Raw genomic sequence first — 19081 nt, forward strand, 5'->3', positions numbered from 1 at the left:
GATATTATGAGTTTCATAGAGCTTTTGAATACTTTTTTTAAAAGTAGGCTTATTTTCTTAAGCTTGTTTTTACTTATTTCATGTCTGACTAATCAAGATGCTAATTTATCTTTTCATTTTATTGATGATATTGAAAAGCCAAATATTGATGAGCTGGATGTTAAGGAAAGAAGTTATTTATCGGGGCTTAAAGATAATGAATTCTTTTTCTTAAGTGATGCTTTTTTAAAGGAAGATAATTCTTATTTTAAAATGGCTAGGGAGAGTTATGCTCAGAAAAATATTGGTATGACTAGTTATTATTTAAATAAAATCATAACTGATAAGAAAAGTTATGGTAAAGAATTAATTGCTAAGGCCAATTTATTTTTTGGTTATGTTAATTATAGTATGGGTGCTTATGATCTGTCTGAATATAATTTTGATAATTTTTTAAAAGATTATAAATATTCTCATGCTAGTCTTAGGATTGCTGAATTAAAATATTTTGTTAAAGATAGAATGGGTGCTATTTCTGCATTAAGGGATGTTGATAAATTTTCTCTTGATTCAGACTATGATCTAGGAATTTATAATTTCTTAAATAATAAATTTGGGATAAATTATTTAAATTTAAAGACTTTAGGATTTTTGGATAATAGTATTTTTGATATGTTTATTTTTGGAAGTAATGTTTTTGTTTCAAATATATTTGGTGGTCTTTTAAGGTATGATATTCAGAATAATGAATATAAAGTTTATATTAAAGACAAAAAAAATATCGTTTTAAATGGTCTTAGAGGTTTTGCAGAGCATAAGGGAATTATATATGTTGGGGGAAATGATGCTCTTTATTATATTGATGATTTGAAAGGTTTGATCAAGCAAGTTAAAATACCTTTAAATGTTAATTTAAATAGTGTACAAGTTTTGATGAGCGCTAAGGATGGAATTTTTATTGGTACTCTGGATTCTGGGCTATGGTTTTATTCTGATATGGGTGAGTGGACTTGTATCAAACTTGATTCTAAGAGGATCTCATCATTGTATTTAGATGAACAGAAAAATTTATTGTTGGTAGGGACAATGGATAAAAGTATTTATAGCGTTGCTTTAACTAATTTTTATGACGTTAAACATTTAAATTTTTTTAGCAAGGCAGATAGTGAGAAAAATATTAATTTTATAAAAGAATATGATGGTAGTTATTATGTTGGGACTTATGGAGGTGGTCTTTTTAGATTAAATTTAGATAATCACACATATGTAAAATATAGTGTTAGTAATGATCCTAGTGTTGGATATTTTCTAGATATGGAAATAAGAGATAATAAATTATTATTTGCAACTTTTGAGCATGGTTTATTAATTTATGATACAGCAAGTAATAGTTGGGATTATTTAGGTCCTCGTGATGGACTTATCAGTTTAAATTTAGTAAAAATTTTAAATTTTAAAGATTATGTTTTACTTGGGACCTTAAATAATGGTTTGGTTTTTGTAAATGAAAGTATTAAAAAACAATTATGAAGTTTATATAGTTCATGAATTTTGTAAGTATTTTTTAATTACTTTTTTGTTTTTTTTCTTTGTGTTTTTTGTAAATCAAATACTTTTTTTTATGAGAGTACTTCTTCAAAACTATGTCCCATTTTTCAAGGCTTTTATTTTTGTGATATATTCGCTTCCCATGGTAATTAATCTTTCACCTCCTTTTGCAGCTTTGCTCTCAGTTGTGCTTACCATTTACAGGTTTAAACTTAATAATGAAATGTTAGCTTTTAGATCAATTGGAATATCTGTTATTGATTTGTTATTTCCATTTTTAAAATTAGGTTTACTTATTGCGTTGATTTCTTTTGTTGCAAACGATTTTTTGCTTCCTCTTGGTTCTATTGGTAGATTAAAAATTTTTAATGAAATAAAAGAAGAAGTGCCTCATTTGATATTAAAGCCTTATTCAAGCAAACAGTATGGGGATTTAATCTTTGTATCAGGAGAAAAATCTGAGACGGGATATAAAAATGTTACTTTTTTTGATAATACTAGACTTAAAGGTTATGACAGAATATTTATGGCAAGGGAACTTAATATTAAAAAAGAAAGTTATCAAGTTTATTTCATTTTAAATGATGTTTTATCGATTGCTTTAACAGAAGATGAGAGTGGATTTTATGATTATTTTTATGCTGATCGAATGAAATATTCAATTGAGCAAGTTACTTTTAGTGATAATTGGCTATTGAGTAATGTAACACCATCTCAAATGAGTATAAGGGATGTTATGAAACTTATTGTTAAGCAAAATAATTTGGTTAAAGAGTTAAATATCAAAAATGATTTAGAGGAAGATTTTTTGAGTTTAAATTTTTCAAGTACTTATTTAAATTATTTATATGATAAGAGCAACATTTTTAATGAAGATTCTGTTATTGAAAACTTAAATTATTTGCATAACTTAAGTTTAAGTTATACTCCTTATAAAGATCTGGTTATGCAGAAAAATCATGCTCTTTTTTATCTGGAATTTTATCAAAAAATTAGTTTACCATTATCTGTTTTATTTTTTATTTTTTTAGCTTTTGGTATGGGTATGTACTCAAATAAGAAATATTCTATTATTCTTGAACTTGTGATTTCAATTCTTATTTGTGTTTTTTATTGGACAATGTTTATTGGTGGAAAAGTTTATACTGTTCAGAATGCTTCAAATCCTTTTGTTGTAACTATTTTGCCAAATTTATTGTTAATTTTCATAGGTGCAATACTTTTTTTTAGACTTTTAAAAAAATGAGAGTAGATAAGCTTTTTGTAAATAATATACTATCGACCTTTTTGGTTATGAATTTGTTTTTTGTGATCTTACTTGTGCTTTTCGATTTGTTTACAAATATTTTCAATTATATTGATAATAATCTTAGTATTAATGATATTATTTACATTTATTATCTTTATTTGCCAAAATCTTTTTCAGATGGTTTGGCTTTATCTTTTCTTTTTGCCGTTTCTAATCTTATTGGCAATCTCTCCATGAGAAATGAAATGATAGGACTTTTTAGTTGTGGAATTTCCATTTTTAGGATATTAATTTCGATAATGATCATTAGTGTTTTTATCTCAATAATGCTCTTTTTTTTTGATAATTATTTGGTTATAGATACTGTTGCTAAAAGGGATGTTTTTCTTAAAAATAGTATTGAAAGTTATAGTGCAAATGATAGAAATATAATCATTAAGGATTTTGCAAGAGAAATTTACAATATTAGGCGTTATGATGTTAAGCATAATACTATTTCTAATCTAATAATTATTTTAAAAGATAAAGATGATAATTTTAAAAAAAGGTATGATATAAGTAAGGCTGAGTGGATTGATGATAGATGGCATCTTTATGGTGTAAGAGAATTTTCTAAGGTAGAACGAGACGTGGTAGAGAAATTTTATGAAATTCGTGATGGAACTGGGATTGTTAATTTAGAGCCTGAATATATTAAGGTAGTTATGCTTTCTTCAAAAACATTGAATTTTTCAAGGCTTATTAATTGGATTGGAAACCTTAGGAGAGAAAATTTGGATTATTCTGAAGCTTTGTTTGATTTTTTAAATAGGATATTTTTTTCATTTAGACTAATACTTCTTAGTTTTACTGTAGTTTTTGTAAGTCTTGCTTTGAAAAAAAATATTTTTATATGGAGTTTACTAAATAGTATTGCGTTTGCAGTTGTGTATGTAATTTTAATTACAATTTTTAACTTTTTAGCTGATCTTGGCTATTTGCCTATAGCAGTTGCAAGTTCATTGCCCACTGTTTTGTTTATTATTATTAATTTTGTTATTTATAATCTTGTATATAAGTAGTAGGTTTTTAAAAAGTTTATGTTTAATATTATTAAAACTGATAAGAATTCTTATGCAAGGCTTGGTATGCTTAAACTTCCTCATGGAAAGGTAAGAACCCCATGTTTTATGCCAGTTGGTACTTTAGGGGCAATGAAAGGGTTAAAGCATGATGTGCTTGATAAGTTAGGATGTAATTTAATACTTGCAAATACTTATCATCTGTATTTAAGGCCTGGTGTTGATGTAATTAAAGAATATGGAAACTTGCATAATTTTACAGCTTGGAATAAGAATTTTTTGACGGATTCTGGGGGATTTCAGGTTTTTTCTTTATCTAATCTTAGAAAAATTGAGATTGACGGGATAGATTTTAGATCTCATATTGATGGATCTAGGCACTATTTTACACCTGAAAGTGTTTTTAAGATGCAAGAAATTTTTGAAAGTGATATTATCATGGCACTTGATATTTGTAGTTCTTATGGGATTGATTATAGTGAAGCAAATTTATATACAAATATTACAACCTCTTGGGCTCGTCGTACATTGAGTGCTTATGAGAATAGAAAAGATGGATATGATGGTCTTTTATTCTTAATAACTCAAGGTAATTTTTTTAAAGATTTAAGGAAAAGAAGTACTGAGGATATTTTAGACTTAGATAGTCCTGGTGTAGCCATTGGTGGAATTTCTGTCGGAGAACCAAGAGATAAATATTTAGAGATTCTTGAATATAATTCTTCATTAATACCTAAAGATAAGCCAAAGTATGTAATGGGAATTGGCACTCCACATTATATATTGGATGCAATATATTATGGTGTTGATATTTTTGATTGTGTTAATCCTACAAGAATTGCTAGACATGGTTCACTTTTAACCGATAATGGAATATTGCGTATTAAACGATCTGAATTTGCTGTTGATACTTCTCCTGTTGAGCAAGGTTGTTATTGTACTTTATGTACAAGGTATTCAAGAGGTTATTTAAGGCATTTAATCAAATCAGGAGAAACTTTTGGAGTGATGTTGGCCAGTGAGCATAATATTCACTATATGTTTCGACTTATTGAAAAAGCCCGAAATGCAATTATGAATGATGATTTTATAAAATTTAAAAAGCTTTATTTAAGCAAATATGATGAAGGTAATTGTAATGAATAAATATATGTTTTCAACAATTGTTATGATGATTTCAATTTTTTTTTCTCGTATAATGGGTTTTGTTAAGATAAAAGTATTTTCTTATTATTTTGGAGCAAATCTTGAAGCGGATATTTTTAATTATGTTTTTAATATTCCAAATAATTTGAGAAAGATTATTTCAGAAGGTGCAATGACTTCGGCTTTCATGCCTGAATTTATTCATGAAAAAAATAAATCTAATAAGCATGCTATTGATTTTTTCAGACGAGTTGTTACCTTTAATATTATAAGTATTAGCCTTAGCATTTTTATTATGATTCTTTTTTCTAGACAAATTATGTATTTTGTATCTTCTTATAGAGGTAGTCATTTAGAGTTAGCTAGTTATATGTTTAATTACTTAATATTTTATGTATTGCTTATAAGCTTAACATCAATATTTGCATCGGTTTTAAATTCTTATAAGTTTTTTTTCATTCCATCTTTTTCTCCCATTATGCTCTCTTTTAGTACTATCTTAAGTATATATTTATTTTATAAGCAATATGGGATATATAGTGCTGTTATTGGGGTGATTGTTGGTGGGATTTTTCAGTTTTTATTCCAGATGATAAATTGTATTTATATTGGTCTTATATATATACCGATATTTAATTTTAATAATCCTTCATTTTTAAGGTTTTTGAAGCGATGGGCACATGTGTTTTTGTCGTCCTTGGTGACAATTACTACTCAGCAAGTTTCATTTGCGTTGGCATCAACCTTAGATATTGGAAGTATTTCTGTTTTAAGTAATGCAATTGTTTATTATCAGCTTCCTGTTGGAATTTTTTATGTCTCTATTTCTACAGTTATTTTTCCTAAAATGACTGAATATGCTTCTTTGGGAAATAAAAAAGGATTAAATGCTATTTTGAATCAGGGGATTGATATTTTGATTTTTGTTTTAGTTCCGATTTCATTTTTGTTGTATATTTGGGCTAATCCTATTTTAAATTTATTGCTTACAGGAGGTAAATTTTCTGTATATGATACGCAACGTACTGTTAGTGTGTTGCAGTATTTTTTAATTGGGTTGCCATTCTCTTCAATTTTTGGGCTTTTTCAGAAATATTACTTTTCAATTTGTAATTCAAAAATTCCTCTTTACTTTAGTCTTCTTTTTGCTTTTCTTGATATTACAATCTCAGTTTTTGGTATTAACCTTTATAAGGTAGACATTTTACCTATTGCACAATCAGTTTCTTTCGCTTTATGTGTAGTTATTTTTTATTTTTTTGTTGGATTTAAGGGGGATATGAAACTTGAACTTGTTAGATCGTTAATAGCCTTTATAAAGGCATTTATTGTGCTTATTCCTTTGTATTTATTTTATACTCTTTTTAATGGCTTTAGGTGGGATATAGGGTTTAGTTTTAGTAATTTTTGCTTCTTAGGTTTTGCAGGTATTGGGAGTATTATTGTTTTAATAGTTTGTTATTATTTGCTTGGGGTTAATAAAGTTTTTAAATTCATTGGTAGGGAGATTGTATGAGACTTTTCTACTTGATTTTTTTATGCTTTGTTATATTTAATGCTTTTGCAATTAAGATTTCAACATTCTCAGATAGATTCTTAGTGTCTCAACATTTTGAGCTTGGGGCCAATAAAAATTATTTTAGGAATGCTTCTATTAAAGATTCTGATTTTAAAAATGTTAATTTAAATATGAAGCGAGTAAGTGATGTGATTTCTTATGGACTTGATGCTCAAGTTATTGAAATTATTAATAGTCTTAAAAAATCAGGTGATGGTGAATATAATGATTTACTTGAAAAGAGATTGCAGAAAACTTTTAATATTGTTCTTAAAAGATCAATTCTTGATTTGTTTTTATCTCTTAAATACTCGGGAGGTGTTGATACTGCTAATTATATTCTTGATAATTATGAGAGCAATAAATATCCTAATGATTTGATTAATTTATCAATTTTGTATCTTAAGGAATTTGGTAATAAGGCTTCATTGAAAAAAACGCTTATTGATATTCTTGAAAATAAAGAAGGTAATATTGCAGCTATTGCTGCTTATTATCTTGGTGAGCTTTCTTCTCCTGAATATTCAAAAGATATGATGAATGTTTATGATAAGTATTCTGGTAACGATGGAGTTAAATCTGCAATACTTATTGCAGTTGGTAAATCTCATGCTGTTGATTATGAAAATAGGTTTTATGAAATTTCTGTGGATAGTTATGAGAATCCATCAATTAAGGCATCAGCAATTAGAGCATTATCATATTTTGTACCTGAAAAAATAACAGAGAATGCCGGTTTATATCTTCAGAATAACAATAACAATTACTATGTTAAGGCTGCCATTTTAGAAGCACTCTCAAGAGATATATCATCAAAATCAAAAGAGATTTTACAAGATTTTCTAAGGGATTCTGATGAAAACATTAGGGTTAGTGCTGTTGAGGCTATTAAAGGTCATGGAGATATTGCTTCAAAAGAGATTCTAATTTATAAGGTTAAAAGTGATCCTTCTTTAAAAGTCAGGGAAACATCTGGTAAGGCTTTAATAGATATAGGTTCTGGTTATGAAGAAATACAAAATATAATGCTTGATTCTATCATTGAGAATAACTTTAAACTTACTATGTTTGTTTATCTTTTAGATAAAGATGTAAATTTTGCACTTTCAGTTGCTTTGAAACTCTTGGAAAAGGAAAATATTAATAAACCTTCAAAGATACTTACAGATATTGCTATGCTTCTTTCAGCTCGAAAGGGTAATTTTGATGATTTTTATTCTAGGATTATTAATAGTCAAAATATTAACTTGATGAATTTTGCAGTGAGGGGAGCCGTTTATAATGCATCTTCTTTACTCTCAGGTAGACTTAAAGAGATCAAGAGAACAACTAGTTCGGGATATTTAAAGAAACTTTTGGAAAATTATTGATATAATATTTTTAAAATTTCCTTTGCAGTTTCTTTTTTTGACAATTCAGGTAGTTCTTTAATATTGTTTTGGCCTATTATATAAATTTTGTTTAATCTTGATCCAAAATATTTTAAGTCATTTGCAATAATATAATCTAAATTTTTAGTTTTTAGTTTTTCTTTAGCTTTTTTTATTAGAATTTCATCTTTTTGAGCACAAAATCCAATAACAACTTGGTTTTTAGTTTTATTTTTACCTATATGTTTTATTATGTCCGGATTTTGGATGAACTTGATATTAAAGTATTTCATAGTATTTTTTTTGATTTTAAGATCATAAACTTTTTCGGGCCTAAAGTCTGCAACGGCGGCAGCAGCAATTATTATGTCGAATCCTTGATATATATTTATTGCTTCTTTGTACATTTCTGATGCTGTCTTGATTCTAATAACGTTTATTTCATAAGGTGTTTTTTCATCGCTGGGGCCTGTAATTATTGTTACATCAGCTCCAAGATCTCGCGCCTCAATTCCTAAAGTAAAGCCCATTTGACCTGTTGATTTGTTTGAGACGTAACGAATAGGATCTAATGCTTCTTCAGTTCTGGACGCAGTTATGAGTATTTTTTTACCTTTTAAAGGTAATTTTGGATCTAGCTCTTTTGATATTATATTTAAAATATCATTTTCGCTTTTAAGGCGTCCAATAGCATTTAAAGAGCATGCCAGAAATCCTTCTTCAGGTTCAATGAATTTGTAATTATATTTTTTTAATTTTTTAATGTTTTCTTTTAGGATGGGGTTTTGGTACATTATGTTATTCATTGCTACTGCAAAATAAACTGGAACGGTGCTTGCAGATATGATTGTGCTTAAGGCATCATCAGCAATTCCTGAGGCAATTTTAGAGATAATATTGTATGTGGCTGGAATAATTAATATTAAATTTGCCCATCTTGCTAGATTTATATGTTCTACTTCTTCGTGGGTTGTGTCCCATAAACTTTTAATTACTCTATTTTGAGAGACAATCTCTAATGTTAGAGGGGTAATAAATTTAGTTGCATTGTCTGTCATTATGACTTTGACATTATACCCCATCTTTACTAGGTTTGAGATGATATAAGCTGATTTATAGGCTGCGATTCCGCCGCACACTCCTATCAGTATGTTTTTGCGTTTGTTCATGTTGATTTTATATACTATTATATAATTGTATTGAATATTTTTAAAAGGATTTTTGATTGATAAATAAAGTATTTTTTGCAGTTCTAATATATTTCTTTTTGTTTATTTGGTGGCTTGTTTCATATTGTTTGTCTTACTACTCTTCTATTGCTGTATTTGATGTTCCTCTTTGGTTTGTGCTGTCATGTATCTTTTTTCCTATTTTAAGTCTGTTATTAGTGTGTATTTTTGTGCTCTTTTTTAAGAATGACTAAAAGTTTTTTTTTATTTTTGATCTTTTTGGTTTTGTATTGTGCTTTTGGATTCTTTTCTAGAAGAAAAAAAAAAGGAATTTTATTTCTGCGTAGTTATTTTCTTGCAAATCAAGGTCTAAATTTTTTTGTAATGGCACTACTTGTTGCTTCTAGCTATGTTAGTGCTAGTAGTTTTATATCAGGACCTTCAGCTGTTTATAGATATGGATTATCTTTTGTATTTTTAGCAGTTATTCAAATTCCTACAAATTTAATTTTATTTGTTATTGTTGGTGAGAAATTAAATTTAGCATCTAAAAAAATTGGTGCTATAAATATTATTGATTATATTAGATACAGATATTTTAGTTGTTCTTTAGCTTTTGTTAGTAGTTTGATAGTAATTTTCTTTTCTTTGTTTTTAGTTTCAGCTCAGCTTATGGGAGGTGCTAAACTTTTGGAGGTTTTTTTTCAAACTAGTTATACTGATGCTCTTATTTTTTTCTCTTTATTTGTTTTTTTATATGTTTGTTTGGGGGGGTTTAAGATGATAGCATATGTGGATTCAATACAAGTAATTTTGATGGTCATGGCATCTATACTACTATTTTCAGAATTATCTAATTTGGGAGGTGGAATTAGTAATATCTTCAAGATGGCCAAATTAAACCTTAAGAATGATTTATTTTTGCCATCAAACTTGGATTTGAAAATTGAATATATAATTTCTTTTTGGATATTAATAGGCATTGGATCATTAGGATTACCACAACTTGTGAATAATTTTATAGCATTTAAGGATGGTAGGGCTATCAGATTTTCTCTTCCTATTGTTACTTTTATAATAGGATTTCTGGTCGTTATTATGCATTTAATAGGTTTTTTTTCTCTTGTAATTTTCCCCGAATTTGAACCAAATGATAAAGTGATTTTAAATGTAGCATTAGAGGTATTAAATCCTGGAATCTTTATGTTATTTTTTATAGGGCTTTTATCAGCGATTATGTCTACAATAGATTCAGGTTTCCTTTTTTTATCTTCCATTTGGGTAAAGTTAATATTGTCATTAAGTGAGAATATTGTAACTAATGTTGGAATTAATAAAATTATTATTATTTCTAATGTTTGTTTTATGTTAATAATAGTGCTTTTATCTTTAAAACCACCTGAATTTTTGCTTTTTTTGAATATTTTTGCAATTGGGGCTTTAGAAGTTGCATTTTTTTCTATTATTATTTTTGGACTTTATTTGAATTTTGTAAGTAAAATATCAGCTTTTATTTCTCAATTTTTAGGGCTTTTAAGTTATTTAGCCATAATTTTTTACGGGGAGGTAGGTAGTTATCATTTTCATCCTGTTGTTCCTTCACTTTTTATCTCTGTATGTTCATTTTTAATAGTTAATTTTGTTTGTCAAAAATGTAGTAATATTTAGTTATATGTTTTATTTAGATGTTAAAAGTGTTGGTAAATATAGTGTTATTAATGTTCTTAAGAATGATAATGGGAAAAGACTTGATGCAGTTTTAATAAAATTTTTAAAATTTCCTAAATCTAAAATAATTAAACATATTAGAAATGGAGATATTCTTTTAAATAATTTAAAGGTTTCTTTTTCTCATAGAGTTTTTAAGGATGATGAGATTTATTTGTATAAGTCTTTACTGCGTGATTTAAGTTTTAGTTTAAGAAAAATTACAGTTAGAGATGAGACTAATGTATTGAGAGATATAAAAAAGAGAATAGTATATGAAGATGAAGATTTGCTTGTAATTAATAAAAGTAGAGGAACTTTAGTTCATGGAGATAAATATTCGCTTGATAATTTGATTAATGCTTATCTTTTAGGTGAAAATCTTAAGTCTCTTAGTTTTAAGCCTTCAGCTGTGCATAGACTGGATAGAAATACTTCAGGGCTTGTTATTTTTGCAAAAAATATAGGTTCTGCAAGACTTTTAAGTCAGGCATTTAGTCATGGTATTGTTACTAAGAAGTATTTGGCTTTGCTTGATGGTGAGATTAAAAAGTCTTTAACTTATAGAAATTTTTTATATCGTGATAGAATTGCAAGAAAAACCTTTGTTATCAAGGATACAGATAAATGTAATGCTATAACTGATGTTAAGCCAATTTTAGTTTCTAAGTTTTCAACTCTTGTAGAGGTGTCAATTAAGACAGGCTTTACACATCAAATAAGGGCTCAGTGTGCTTTTAATAAACATGCCTTAATTAATGATAAGAAGTATGATTCTAAATTTAGAAGAACCAATTACTTTTTACATTCTTTTTTGATAAACTTTAACCAGTCTTTATTTTTAAGAAATGAGTTTTTTGTTGAACCTAGTTCAGATTTTTTAAAACAGATAAGAAACATTTTTGGTGTATATGATTTTAAGGAATTTATTTAATAAATTTGCATTTAAAAATGCTTTATGTTTAGTTAAGGATATCTCAATTGCTATTAAGAATAAGTTTAAAAAGATTAAGGTTTATTCTTTAGTGGGTGTTGCTGGTACTGGAAAAAGTTTTAGATCTCACTTGATAGCAGATAAGTATTCAATTCCTTTGATCATTGATGATGGTGTTTTAATAAAAAACATGAAGATTATTGCTGGGAATTCTGCTAAATTTGAAGATAACGTGTTTAATGCAATAAGGCGTTCTATTTTTGAAGATGATGTTCATAGAAATGAGGTTGTTGAAGCTCTCCGAAGAGAAAATTTCAGTAAGATATTAATATTGGGAACAAGTGTTCGTATGATAGATAAAATAACTTCTAGACTTTTTTTACCTAGTTCTTCTAAAATTATTTATATAACAGATGTTTCTACTAAGAAGGAAATAGAGAAGGCAAGAATTTCAAGACAGATGGGCGAACATGTTGTTCCAGCCGCTGCTTTTGAGATAACATCTGTTAAACCAAATTTATTATTAGATTCAATTCGAGTGTTTTTTAAAAGTAAATGGTTTTTATCAAAGAGGAAGAACTATATTCGTTCTATTGTCAAGCCTCATTTTCATGAAGAAGGGGGAATTTTATCTATTTCTAAAAATGCTGTGAGACAAATTATTGAGCATTGTGTTTCTGAATATAACAAAGATTATATTGTTTATAATTTGAAGATTAAAAAAACCCAAGGTAGTTATTCTTTTAAACTCTTTTTGGATGTTCCACTTGAGAATAACTTGTTTGATAATGCAGAAATGCTTAGAAGTTATATTATTGCAAATGTATTGAAATATACAGTAATCAACATATCTAGTGTTGATGTTGTAATACATAAATTTTTTGATCAGAAAGGTGATTTGGAGAAAGAAGATTATGTATATTGACTTGGATAATTTAAAGAATGTCTTTTTAGTAGGAATCAAGGGTTCTGGGCTTTGCTCACTTGCTTGTTTTTTAAATGCTAAGGGGTATTTTGTAGAAGGAGTTGATGTTCATTTAAAATTTTATACAGAAGATATATTAAATAGCAATAATATAACTTATTATGAAAATATTTATGAGTTCTCACTAAAGGCTTGTAATAGATCTTATGATATTTTAATATATTCACCAGCTTATGATAAGGATAGTTTGGACATTTTGTTAGAAGCACGTGAGCTTAGAATTCCTATTTTATCTTATCCTGAGATTATCGGAAAGATTTCTAGTAAATATTATAGTATTGGCGTTGCAGGTTCTCATGGTAAAACTACTACAACAGCATTTTTAGGTATATTGTTTAGTATTCTAGGACTTGAACCTAATGTGATATTAGGTGCTAGTGTTAAGGATTTTGGAGATAAATCTAGTCTTGTTGGGCGAAGTGATATATTTATTGCAGAGACCTGTGAATATAGAAATCATTTTTTGAATTTTTCACCAAATATGATTGTTTTAACTAATGTTAATTATGAGCATGTTGATTTTTTTGAAAGTTATGAAGCCGTTGAAGATGTTTTTTTGCAATATATTAATAATTTAAAGAAAGGTGGGATATTAATAATCAATGCTGACGAAGTTAATTTGATTAAGATTAAAAATAGAATTTTAAGAAAGGATATTAAAGTGTTTAGTTTTGGTTTTAATTCTTTGGCTGATTTTAAGATTGAACGTTTTGAAGTGATAGATGAATTTTTAAAGTTTGATTTTTTAGGGGGTATTGGTATTGAACTTAGGACTCCTTTAGTACATAATGTTTTAAATTTTTCGTCAGCACTTTTGGCTGTAAAACTATTTTTAGAAAATCATAAACAATTAGTATGGAGTTTTGATGAAAGAATAAAGATAGCAGCTAAAAATTACATGGGCGTAAAAAGAAGGGTAGAGTTTATCATGGAAAAAGATGGAGTTATATATCTTGATGATTATGCTCATCATCCAAAAGAAATTGAAAATACGCTTTTGGGAGTGAAAAATTTCTATAAGGATAGGCGTATTGTTTTAGATTTTATGCCACATACATTTACAAGAACAAAAGTTCTTTTTAATGATTTTGTTAAAGCTTTAAGTAATGTTGATGTATTAATTTTGCATAATATATATCTTTCGGTGAGAGAAGATTTTGAGCCTGATAAACTTTCTAGAGAGCTATTTTTAGCTCTTAAAGATTTGAAACAAAATGTTTATTTTTTTAAGGAAGTAGAGGATTCTGTTGATTTTATAAAGGGTCTATTAAAGGAAAATGATTTATTTATTACAATGGGAGCTGGTAATAATTTTATTTTACATGATTTTTTATAAAGGTATTTTTGATGAAAAGTATGACTGGATTTTTTCATTTGGAAAAAGTTATTTCAAATTATATGTTTAGTGTTAATTTAAAATCTTATAATGGTAAATTTTTAGAATTGAAATTCAAATTGCCTGAGATTTTATATGCTTATGAGCTTGAGATAAGAAATTTCATTTCAAATTATATTAAAAGGGGAAATGTTTTCTTAAGTGTGGGTTATAAGGAAATAGTTCCAAATGTCCATTTTAGTTTAAATCCTCATTATATTGAGGCTATTGCCCGTCTTAGAGATAGTTTATTGAATAGTAATTTAAATATTAAGGATGAATTAAGGCTTGGTGATTTTTTGTCTTTAAGAGGGGCTTTAATTTTTGATGAGAGTGATGTTGATCAAGAAATGGTTTATAGTGCTTTTAAGGATGTTTTAGAAGAAACTTTATTGAATTATGATAAAAGTAGGGTCTTTGAGGGCGAGAATACTAAGAGAGATATAATTTCAACTCTTGTTTTAATACGTCGTGATTTGGGACTATTAAGGGAATCTCAGAGTAGTATAAATAATAAACTTTTTTTGAGCCTAAAGGAAAATTTATCTAAATTAGTAGATGATTTTAGTGATGTTAGTGTTGTGGAAGAGGCCGCTAAAATGTCAATTCGGTTAGATATTAATGAAGAAATAGTAAGATTGTATTCACATATAGATAATTTTTATAAAAATCTTGAAAGTGATGTATGTGGCAAATTTTTGGAGTTTATTACTCAGGAAATGCATAGAGAAGTTACAACACTGAGTAGCAAAGCAATTGATCTTGATGTTAGAAATCTAGTTTTAAACATGAAATTAAATTTGGAGAAAATAAAAGAGCATGTAAGGAATATTGAATGAGAATAGCTGTTTCTGGTAAGAGTGGTTGTGGCAATACGACTATTAGTGGGTTGCTTGCACAACACTATGGTCTCAAGCTTATTAATTATACTTTTCATGACATTGCTAGGGAGAAAAATATGTCTTTTGATAAGTTTTATGAGAAAGAAATAATAGGTAGAAATGATTATTATTGGGATGAATATCTTGATAGTAAGTTATTGGAATTTTCAAAAGAGGATAATACGGTTCTTGCGTCTCGTCTTGCAATTTGGCTTTCAAAAAATGCCGATTTGAGGATATATCTTTATGCTAAGATAGAAATTCGAGCAGAGAGAATAATAAATAGAGAAGGCGGTATGTATTCTGATATTTTAAGGAGTACTTTTAATAGGGATTCTAATGATTCAAGGAGATATTTATCTGTGTATAATATAAATGTTGATAATTATTTAGATGTAGCTGATTTTATAGTTGATACGACTGATAGATCTGCAAATAAAGTTTTTGAATTGATAAAGAATGAAATAGAGAAAAGGAATTTATATAAGTTAAATAGATAGTTAAGGAGGCTTTAAGAGAATGAAAATACCTTTGAAAGACATACAAGATTTTAGTGGCAATTATTATGAGCTTGTTATGGCAGTAATAATGCGTACAGAACAGATTGTTGAACAAATTTCTTTGGCAGAACATGCTATTTCTGATGAAAGAGTAGTCGCTCATGCTTTTAATGATATTTTGACAGGTAAATATATATATTCAATTGAAGAAAAATAAAATAGTTTTTATATTTGGTCCTACGGGTGTAGGTAAAAGTGACATTTTATTCAATTTTCCTAAAGGTGTTGCTGAAGTCATTAATGTTGATTCTATTCAAGTGTATAAAGAATTTGATATTGCTTCTTGCAAGCCTAGTTTTGAATTAAGATCTCATATAAAGCATCATTTAGTAGATTTTTTGGAGCCAACTAAAGAATATACTCTTGGGATTTTTTATAAAGAGGCGTGCCAAATAATAGAGAATTTAAAGAAGGAAAAGAAGCTTCCTATATTTGTAGGTGGTTCAGCTTTTTATTTTAAACATTTAAAGTATGGATTGCCTGAAACGCCAGCTGTTTCTTCTCAAGTGAGGATTTATGTAAACAATCTTTTGACTACAAGGGGCAAGAGTTACCTTTTAGAAGAGCTTAAGAGAGTAGACTTGAATAGATATGAATCAATCAGCAAAAATGATATTTACAGGATTAAAAGGTCTCTTGAAGTTTATTATCAAACAGGTGTTCCAATTAGTCAATTCTTAAAAAAAGGTCAGAAGATTGAAAATGTCTTGGCTATTGGATTGAGAAGACCTATGGATGAAATGAAGTTTAGGATAATATCTAGAGTGAATAATATGATTGATTGTGGATTGCTTGAAGAGGTTAAGAGATTGTTAGGGAAAGGATACAATGAGGCAACTCCAGCCTTTAAAGGGATAGGATATCGTGAATTTTTGTTATGGAGAGGTAGACCTTATTCTATGTTAAGTGATATAATAAGCTTGATAATTAAGAATTCATTTTTGTATGTAAAAAGGCAGATGACTTTTTTTGATAAGATTCCTAATGTTTTGTGGTTTCATCCAGATGATAACTTAAAGGACATTTTGGATTTAATTTTTGTTTAATAAGGAGATATAAAGCGTGCCTTGCGGAAGAAAAAGAAAATTACAAAAAATATCTACTCATAAGCGAAAAAAAAAGAGAAGAAAAAATAGACATAAAAAAAAGAACAAGTAATATTAAGTGTTAGTTAGTTGTTTGCTGACTAACATTTTGATTTGTGCTATATTAATCTATTCAATGATTATATTATCTATTATGTTGATATCTTTGCTAAAGAGATATCCCCTTTTCCCTTTGTAGCTTGCCAATATCCATTTGCCTTTAATTCCATGCTTTTCTGTGTTTTGCATTATTCTTTCAATTTTTACTATTTCGTTTTTTCTAATTATTGTTAGGTAATCGTAATTAGTGTTATCCATTTTAGTTGTATTATTTAAAGTAACATAATTTTTTGTTACTATTCCCATTTTTATTGAAAATCCTAAGATACTGCTTTTTGGCAAGTTGAATTTTTCTGTTAAGGAAAATTCTGATCTCTTGCTGCATGTTAAAAACATTATGGATATTAAGCGCAATAATTTTATTTTCATAATTTTCTTATATATGTTACTTGATATAGATATATATTAATAATATAATGTTTTTTGAGAAAGTTTTAGGATTATCAATGAAAAAGTATATTTTTTTATTATTGCTGTTTTTTTATTCGAGTATTTTAATATTTGCATATCCATTATCTTTTGGAGGAGGATTATCTTATCAATTTACTAATTATACTACTAGTAAGAGTGATATAGATAGGTTTGCAAAAAATGATAATAGGATAGATAATGGAATGAACTTAAATTTGTTCTTTGATGCTAATTATGCTATTTTGGATTTTTCTTATAAGGATGCTTTTTTATATAATCATCATGGTAGTAGATATTTTGCTTTTGGGCTTTATGGAATTTATCCGATTGTTTTTAATGAATATGTTAGGACATTATTTCCCCTGCTTGGTTTTAAATATACAATTGATTTAAGTACTAAAAGACTAGATCTATTGTTTTTATCTTTGGGTTTTGCTACAGATCTTTTCATTCCTGAGATTGAAGGACTTTATATTAGGCCTTTATTTATGCTTTCACTTTCACCTACCTCTTTTTCTGGCAATAGATTTTCTTCGTTAACAACTGAAATTACTCTTGGAATTAATATTGGTTGGAAATTTCTTAATTAGGCAGTTTTATGCCTAAGTGAAAAGGTACTATTCTCTCGTGTCCAAAAAAATTAGATGTAGAATTGAGTTTATAGGAAAAATTGTTGGATTTTATTACAAGTGTGCTTGAACCACCTCCATCTAGATTGATAGAATTGGTAATACCATAACTTAATGATAGATCAATTGCTTCATTTAACGAGATTCCTTTGCTATTGTTAGTGCCTCTTCCTTCGACTGTTATAAGATATAAGTGTTTGTTTTCTTTATCAGTGCCTATTATTGTTCTTGGATGTTTATTTTTTTTAAAATTTTTAATATAGTTTCCATTTTTAATTAAAGAAAAGAAACCGCTAAAACCATAATCAGAATTTTTGATTTCCTCTTGTTGAGGATTTAAAATAATTTGATTATTTTTGATTATAATTATTCCTTGGCCTTTTTTTGCATTGGATATTATTTTTTTATCATACATATATAAACCATTGGGGCAGAACACGTTTTCTTTAATTTCATATGGGCTAGTATTAATGGCAATATCCACTTCGTTAGAAAGTAAAAATTGACTTGTTGTTTGGCCTTTAAAATAATAATTATTTTTTTTTATATCATAAATAGGCTTTGATATTATGAACTTTAAATTTTTATTTTTAATCTTAGCAATAACATAATTGCTTTCCTTAAAAGAACCTTTTATTATTTCATATCTCATTTTCATATCTTTTAGATTGAGTGATTTTTGTGATGACAATATGCTTGACACTAAGATTAATATTATTGAATATAAGATTTTTTTATTCATTTCTTTTTATTTTATAAGAATAAATGCTTTTAGGATATTTTTTCAAAATTATATTTTTTATCCTTAAAGATATTTTATCATTTTTTATTCTTGCAATATTATATAATTGATAAATTATTTTTATGTCTAGAGCTTTATCTTTTTGTAAGAGTTCATTGATTTCATCTTCGCTTATGTTATCTTCGTTGATTATAAGTTTTAATAATAAAACTTCATTTTGTGTGTTTTTATCTTTGGGTTCTTTCATTTTTTTTAAGAAATTATTAGCTTCTTCATATTTCTTTATTTTAAGTAGATATTTTGTCATGAGTAAATAATAGTACTCTAAGTTTAGATTTTTAATTGCATTTATTGTTTCAAGTTCTTTTGGTAAATTGTTATTTAAATTGTATAGCATGTATAATTTATTTAGTTTTTCAAAGTTTTTTTTATCTGTTCCGTATGTTGGAACAAGAGGAATTATGAGTAAAAAGACTAGCAGTATTTTAGATAAAATTAGATCCATTTGAATTAGATAAGATTAGTATACTCTTTTTTAAAGAGAATAAGAAGAAATGAGTAGTATTTTTTCT

The 19081-nt window shown here is 27.3% G+C and carries 20 protein-coding genes; 16 read left to right on the forward strand and 4 right to left on the reverse strand.

The features are described 5' to 3' along the window. Positions 1 to 6 precede the first annotated feature (6 nt). The 6 genes from K5Q05_RS04030 to K5Q05_RS04055 are packed head-to-tail and all read left to right on the forward strand — an operon-like array spanning position 7 to position 7911. Entirely contained in the window at positions 7 to 1509 is a 1503-nt protein-coding gene (locus K5Q05_RS04030; RefSeq protein WP_025443421.1) for a ligand-binding sensor domain-containing protein, read from the forward strand. After that, positions 1484 to 2773: an LptF/LptG family permease gene (locus tag K5Q05_RS04035; RefSeq protein WP_025443420.1), complete on the forward strand. Its 1290-nt coding sequence runs from the start codon at positions 1484 to 1486 to the stop codon at positions 2771 to 2773. The genes K5Q05_RS04030 and K5Q05_RS04035 overlap by 26 nt, the downstream gene beginning before the upstream one ends. Next, the gene (locus tag K5Q05_RS04040; protein ID WP_025443419.1) at positions 2770 to 3837 is read left to right on the forward strand and encodes an LptF/LptG family permease; all 1068 of its coding nucleotides are present in this window, start codon (positions 2770 to 2772) and stop codon (positions 3835 to 3837) included. The genes K5Q05_RS04035 and K5Q05_RS04040 overlap by 4 nt, the downstream gene beginning before the upstream one ends. Before the next feature lie 18 nt (positions 3838 to 3855). Beyond that, positions 3856 to 4983, forward strand: a complete 1128-nt coding sequence (gene tgt / locus K5Q05_RS04045; RefSeq protein ID WP_025443418.1) for a tRNA guanosine(34) transglycosylase Tgt — start codon at positions 3856 to 3858, stop codon at positions 4981 to 4983. Next, positions 4976 to 6499 (forward strand): murein biosynthesis integral membrane protein MurJ, encoded by a 1524-nt coding sequence (gene murJ / locus K5Q05_RS04050; RefSeq protein WP_025443417.1) that lies wholly within the window; start codon positions 4976 to 4978, stop codon positions 6497 to 6499. Before tgt ends, murJ begins: the two co-directional genes overlap by 8 nt. Next, entirely contained in the window at positions 6496 to 7911 is a 1416-nt protein-coding gene (locus K5Q05_RS04055) for a HEAT repeat domain-containing protein (protein WP_025443416.1), read from the forward strand. Before murJ ends, K5Q05_RS04055 begins: the two co-directional genes overlap by 4 nt. On the opposite strand, the gene coaBC is transcribed toward K5Q05_RS04055, so the two are convergent. Next, positions 7905 to 9080, reverse strand: coding sequence for a bifunctional phosphopantothenoylcysteine decarboxylase/phosphopantothenate--cysteine ligase CoaBC (gene coaBC / locus K5Q05_RS04060; protein WP_025443415.1), 1176 nt, complete (start codon positions 9078 to 9080; stop codon positions 7905 to 7907). The genes K5Q05_RS04055 and coaBC overlap by 7 nt on opposite strands. A 128-nt stretch (positions 9081 to 9208) precedes the next feature. Between coaBC and K5Q05_RS04330 the strand changes: the two genes are divergently transcribed. The 9 genes from K5Q05_RS04330 to miaA are packed head-to-tail and all read left to right on the forward strand — an operon-like array spanning position 9209 to position 16568. Continuing rightward, the gene (locus K5Q05_RS04330; RefSeq protein WP_232515460.1) at positions 9209 to 9334 is read left to right on the forward strand and encodes a DUF997 family protein; all 126 of its coding nucleotides are present in this window, start codon (positions 9209 to 9211) and stop codon (positions 9332 to 9334) included. After that, positions 9327 to 10748, forward strand: coding sequence for a sodium:solute symporter family transporter (locus tag K5Q05_RS04070; protein ID WP_099497044.1), 1422 nt, complete (start codon positions 9327 to 9329; stop codon positions 10746 to 10748). The genes K5Q05_RS04330 and K5Q05_RS04070 overlap by 8 nt, the downstream gene beginning before the upstream one ends. Before the next feature lie 4 nt (positions 10749 to 10752). Next, a complete protein-coding gene (locus tag K5Q05_RS04075) occupies positions 10753 to 11721 on the forward strand; it encodes an RluA family pseudouridine synthase (RefSeq protein ID WP_025443413.1) in 969 nt (322 codons plus the stop codon). Further along, a complete protein-coding gene (locus tag K5Q05_RS04080) occupies positions 11699 to 12646 on the forward strand; it encodes a hypothetical protein (RefSeq protein ID WP_044003296.1) in 948 nt (315 codons plus the stop codon). Before K5Q05_RS04075 ends, K5Q05_RS04080 begins: the two co-directional genes overlap by 23 nt. Then, positions 12636 to 14042: a UDP-N-acetylmuramate--L-alanine ligase gene (gene murC, locus K5Q05_RS04085; RefSeq protein WP_025443411.1), complete on the forward strand. Its 1407-nt coding sequence runs from the start codon at positions 12636 to 12638 to the stop codon at positions 14040 to 14042. Before K5Q05_RS04080 ends, murC begins: the two co-directional genes overlap by 11 nt. Before the next feature lie 11 nt (positions 14043 to 14053). Beyond that, on the forward strand, positions 14054 to 14920 hold the full coding sequence (locus tag K5Q05_RS04090) for a YicC/YloC family endoribonuclease (RefSeq protein WP_025443410.1): 867 nt from the start codon (positions 14054 to 14056) through the stop codon (positions 14918 to 14920). Next, complete coding sequence (cmk, locus tag K5Q05_RS04095; protein WP_020955178.1) at positions 14917 to 15462, forward strand: (d)CMP kinase; 546 nt, start codon at positions 14917 to 14919, stop codon at positions 15460 to 15462. Before K5Q05_RS04090 ends, cmk begins: the two co-directional genes overlap by 4 nt. Before the next feature lie 19 nt (positions 15463 to 15481). Then, positions 15482 to 15679 carry a DNA-directed RNA polymerase subunit omega gene (locus tag K5Q05_RS04100; RefSeq protein WP_025443409.1) on the forward strand — a complete coding sequence of 66 codons (198 nt, stop codon included), beginning with the start codon at positions 15482 to 15484 and terminating at the stop codon, positions 15677 to 15679. Then, positions 15666 to 16568, forward strand: coding sequence for a tRNA (adenosine(37)-N6)-dimethylallyltransferase MiaA (gene miaA / locus K5Q05_RS04105; RefSeq protein WP_025443408.1), 903 nt, complete (start codon positions 15666 to 15668; stop codon positions 16566 to 16568). Before K5Q05_RS04100 ends, miaA begins: the two co-directional genes overlap by 14 nt. A 168-nt stretch (positions 16569 to 16736) precedes the next feature. Here miaA and K5Q05_RS04110 read toward each other — a convergent pair whose 3' ends face one another. Continuing rightward, the gene (locus tag K5Q05_RS04110) at positions 16737 to 17096 is read right to left on the reverse strand and encodes a hypothetical protein (protein ID WP_025443407.1); all 360 of its coding nucleotides are present in this window, start codon (positions 17094 to 17096) and stop codon (positions 16737 to 16739) included. Between the two features lie 77 nt (positions 17097 to 17173). Here K5Q05_RS04110 and K5Q05_RS04115 point away from each other — a divergent pair, with 77 nt between their 5' ends. Further along, on the forward strand, positions 17174 to 17728 hold the full coding sequence (locus K5Q05_RS04115) for a hypothetical protein (protein ID WP_025443406.1): 555 nt from the start codon (positions 17174 to 17176) through the stop codon (positions 17726 to 17728). Here the strand turns inward: K5Q05_RS04115 and K5Q05_RS04120 are convergent. After that, the gene (locus K5Q05_RS04120) at positions 17721 to 18509 is read right to left on the reverse strand and encodes a phosphodiester glycosidase family protein (protein ID WP_099497043.1); all 789 of its coding nucleotides are present in this window, start codon (positions 18507 to 18509) and stop codon (positions 17721 to 17723) included. The genes K5Q05_RS04115 and K5Q05_RS04120 overlap by 8 nt on opposite strands. Continuing rightward, entirely contained in the window at positions 18502 to 19014 is a 513-nt protein-coding gene (locus K5Q05_RS04125) for a hypothetical protein (RefSeq protein WP_025443405.1), read from the reverse strand. Before K5Q05_RS04125 ends, K5Q05_RS04120 begins: the two co-directional genes overlap by 8 nt. Positions 19015 to 19081: the final 67 nt, after the last annotated feature.

The organism is Borrelia miyamotoi (genome assembly GCF_019668505.1).
GTDB classification, from domain to species: Bacteria; Spirochaetota; Spirochaetia; order Borreliales; family Borreliaceae; genus Borrelia; species Borrelia miyamotoi.

Bases quoted from the DNA above. Each gene is read 5' to 3' on its own strand.
- K5Q05_RS04080 (WP_044003296.1), top strand. From the start codon at position 11,699: ATGATTTTAAGGAATTTATTTAATAAATTTGCATTTAAAAATGCTTTA.
- K5Q05_RS04125 (WP_025443405.1), bottom strand. From the start codon at position 19,014: ATGGATCTAATTTTATCTAAAATACTGCTAGTCTTTTTACTCATAATT.
- K5Q05_RS04090 (WP_025443410.1), top strand. From the start codon at position 14,054: ATGAAAAGTATGACTGGATTTTTTCATTTGGAAAAAGTTATTTCAAAT.
- K5Q05_RS04100 (WP_025443409.1), top strand. From the start codon at position 15,482: ATGAAAATACCTTTGAAAGACATACAAGATTTTAGTGGCAATTATTAT.
- K5Q05_RS04040 (WP_025443419.1), top strand. From the start codon at position 2,770: ATGAGAGTAGATAAGCTTTTTGTAAATAATATACTATCGACCTTTTTG.
- cmk (WP_020955178.1), top strand. From the start codon at position 14,917: ATGAGAATAGCTGTTTCTGGTAAGAGTGGTTGTGGCAATACGACTATT.
- tgt (WP_025443418.1), top strand. From the start codon at position 3,856: ATGTTTAATATTATTAAAACTGATAAGAATTCTTATGCAAGGCTTGGT.
- K5Q05_RS04030 (WP_025443421.1), top strand. From the start codon at position 7: ATGAGTTTCATAGAGCTTTTGAATACTTTTTTTAAAAGTAGGCTTATT.
- K5Q05_RS04035 (WP_025443420.1), top strand. From the start codon at position 1,484: ATGAAAGTATTAAAAAACAATTATGAAGTTTATATAGTTCATGAATTT.
- murC (WP_025443411.1), top strand. From the start codon at position 12,636: ATGTATATTGACTTGGATAATTTAAAGAATGTCTTTTTAGTAGGAATC.
- coaBC (WP_025443415.1), bottom strand. From the start codon at position 9,080: ATGAACAAACGCAAAAACATACTGATAGGAGTGTGCGGCGGAATCGCA.
- K5Q05_RS04115 (WP_025443406.1), top strand. From the start codon at position 17,174: ATGAAAAAGTATATTTTTTTATTATTGCTGTTTTTTTATTCGAGTATT.
- K5Q05_RS04120 (WP_099497043.1), bottom strand. From the start codon at position 18,509: ATGAATAAAAAAATCTTATATTCAATAATATTAATCTTAGTGTCAAGC.
- K5Q05_RS04055 (WP_025443416.1), top strand. From the start codon at position 6,496: ATGAGACTTTTCTACTTGATTTTTTTATGCTTTGTTATATTTAATGCT.
- K5Q05_RS04075 (WP_025443413.1), top strand. From the start codon at position 10,753: ATGTTTTATTTAGATGTTAAAAGTGTTGGTAAATATAGTGTTATTAAT.
- murJ (WP_025443417.1), top strand. From the start codon at position 4,976: ATGAATAAATATATGTTTTCAACAATTGTTATGATGATTTCAATTTTT.
- K5Q05_RS04070 (WP_099497044.1), top strand. From the start codon at position 9,327: ATGACTAAAAGTTTTTTTTTATTTTTGATCTTTTTGGTTTTGTATTGT.
- K5Q05_RS04110 (WP_025443407.1), bottom strand. From the start codon at position 17,096: ATGAAAATAAAATTATTGCGCTTAATATCCATAATGTTTTTAACATGC.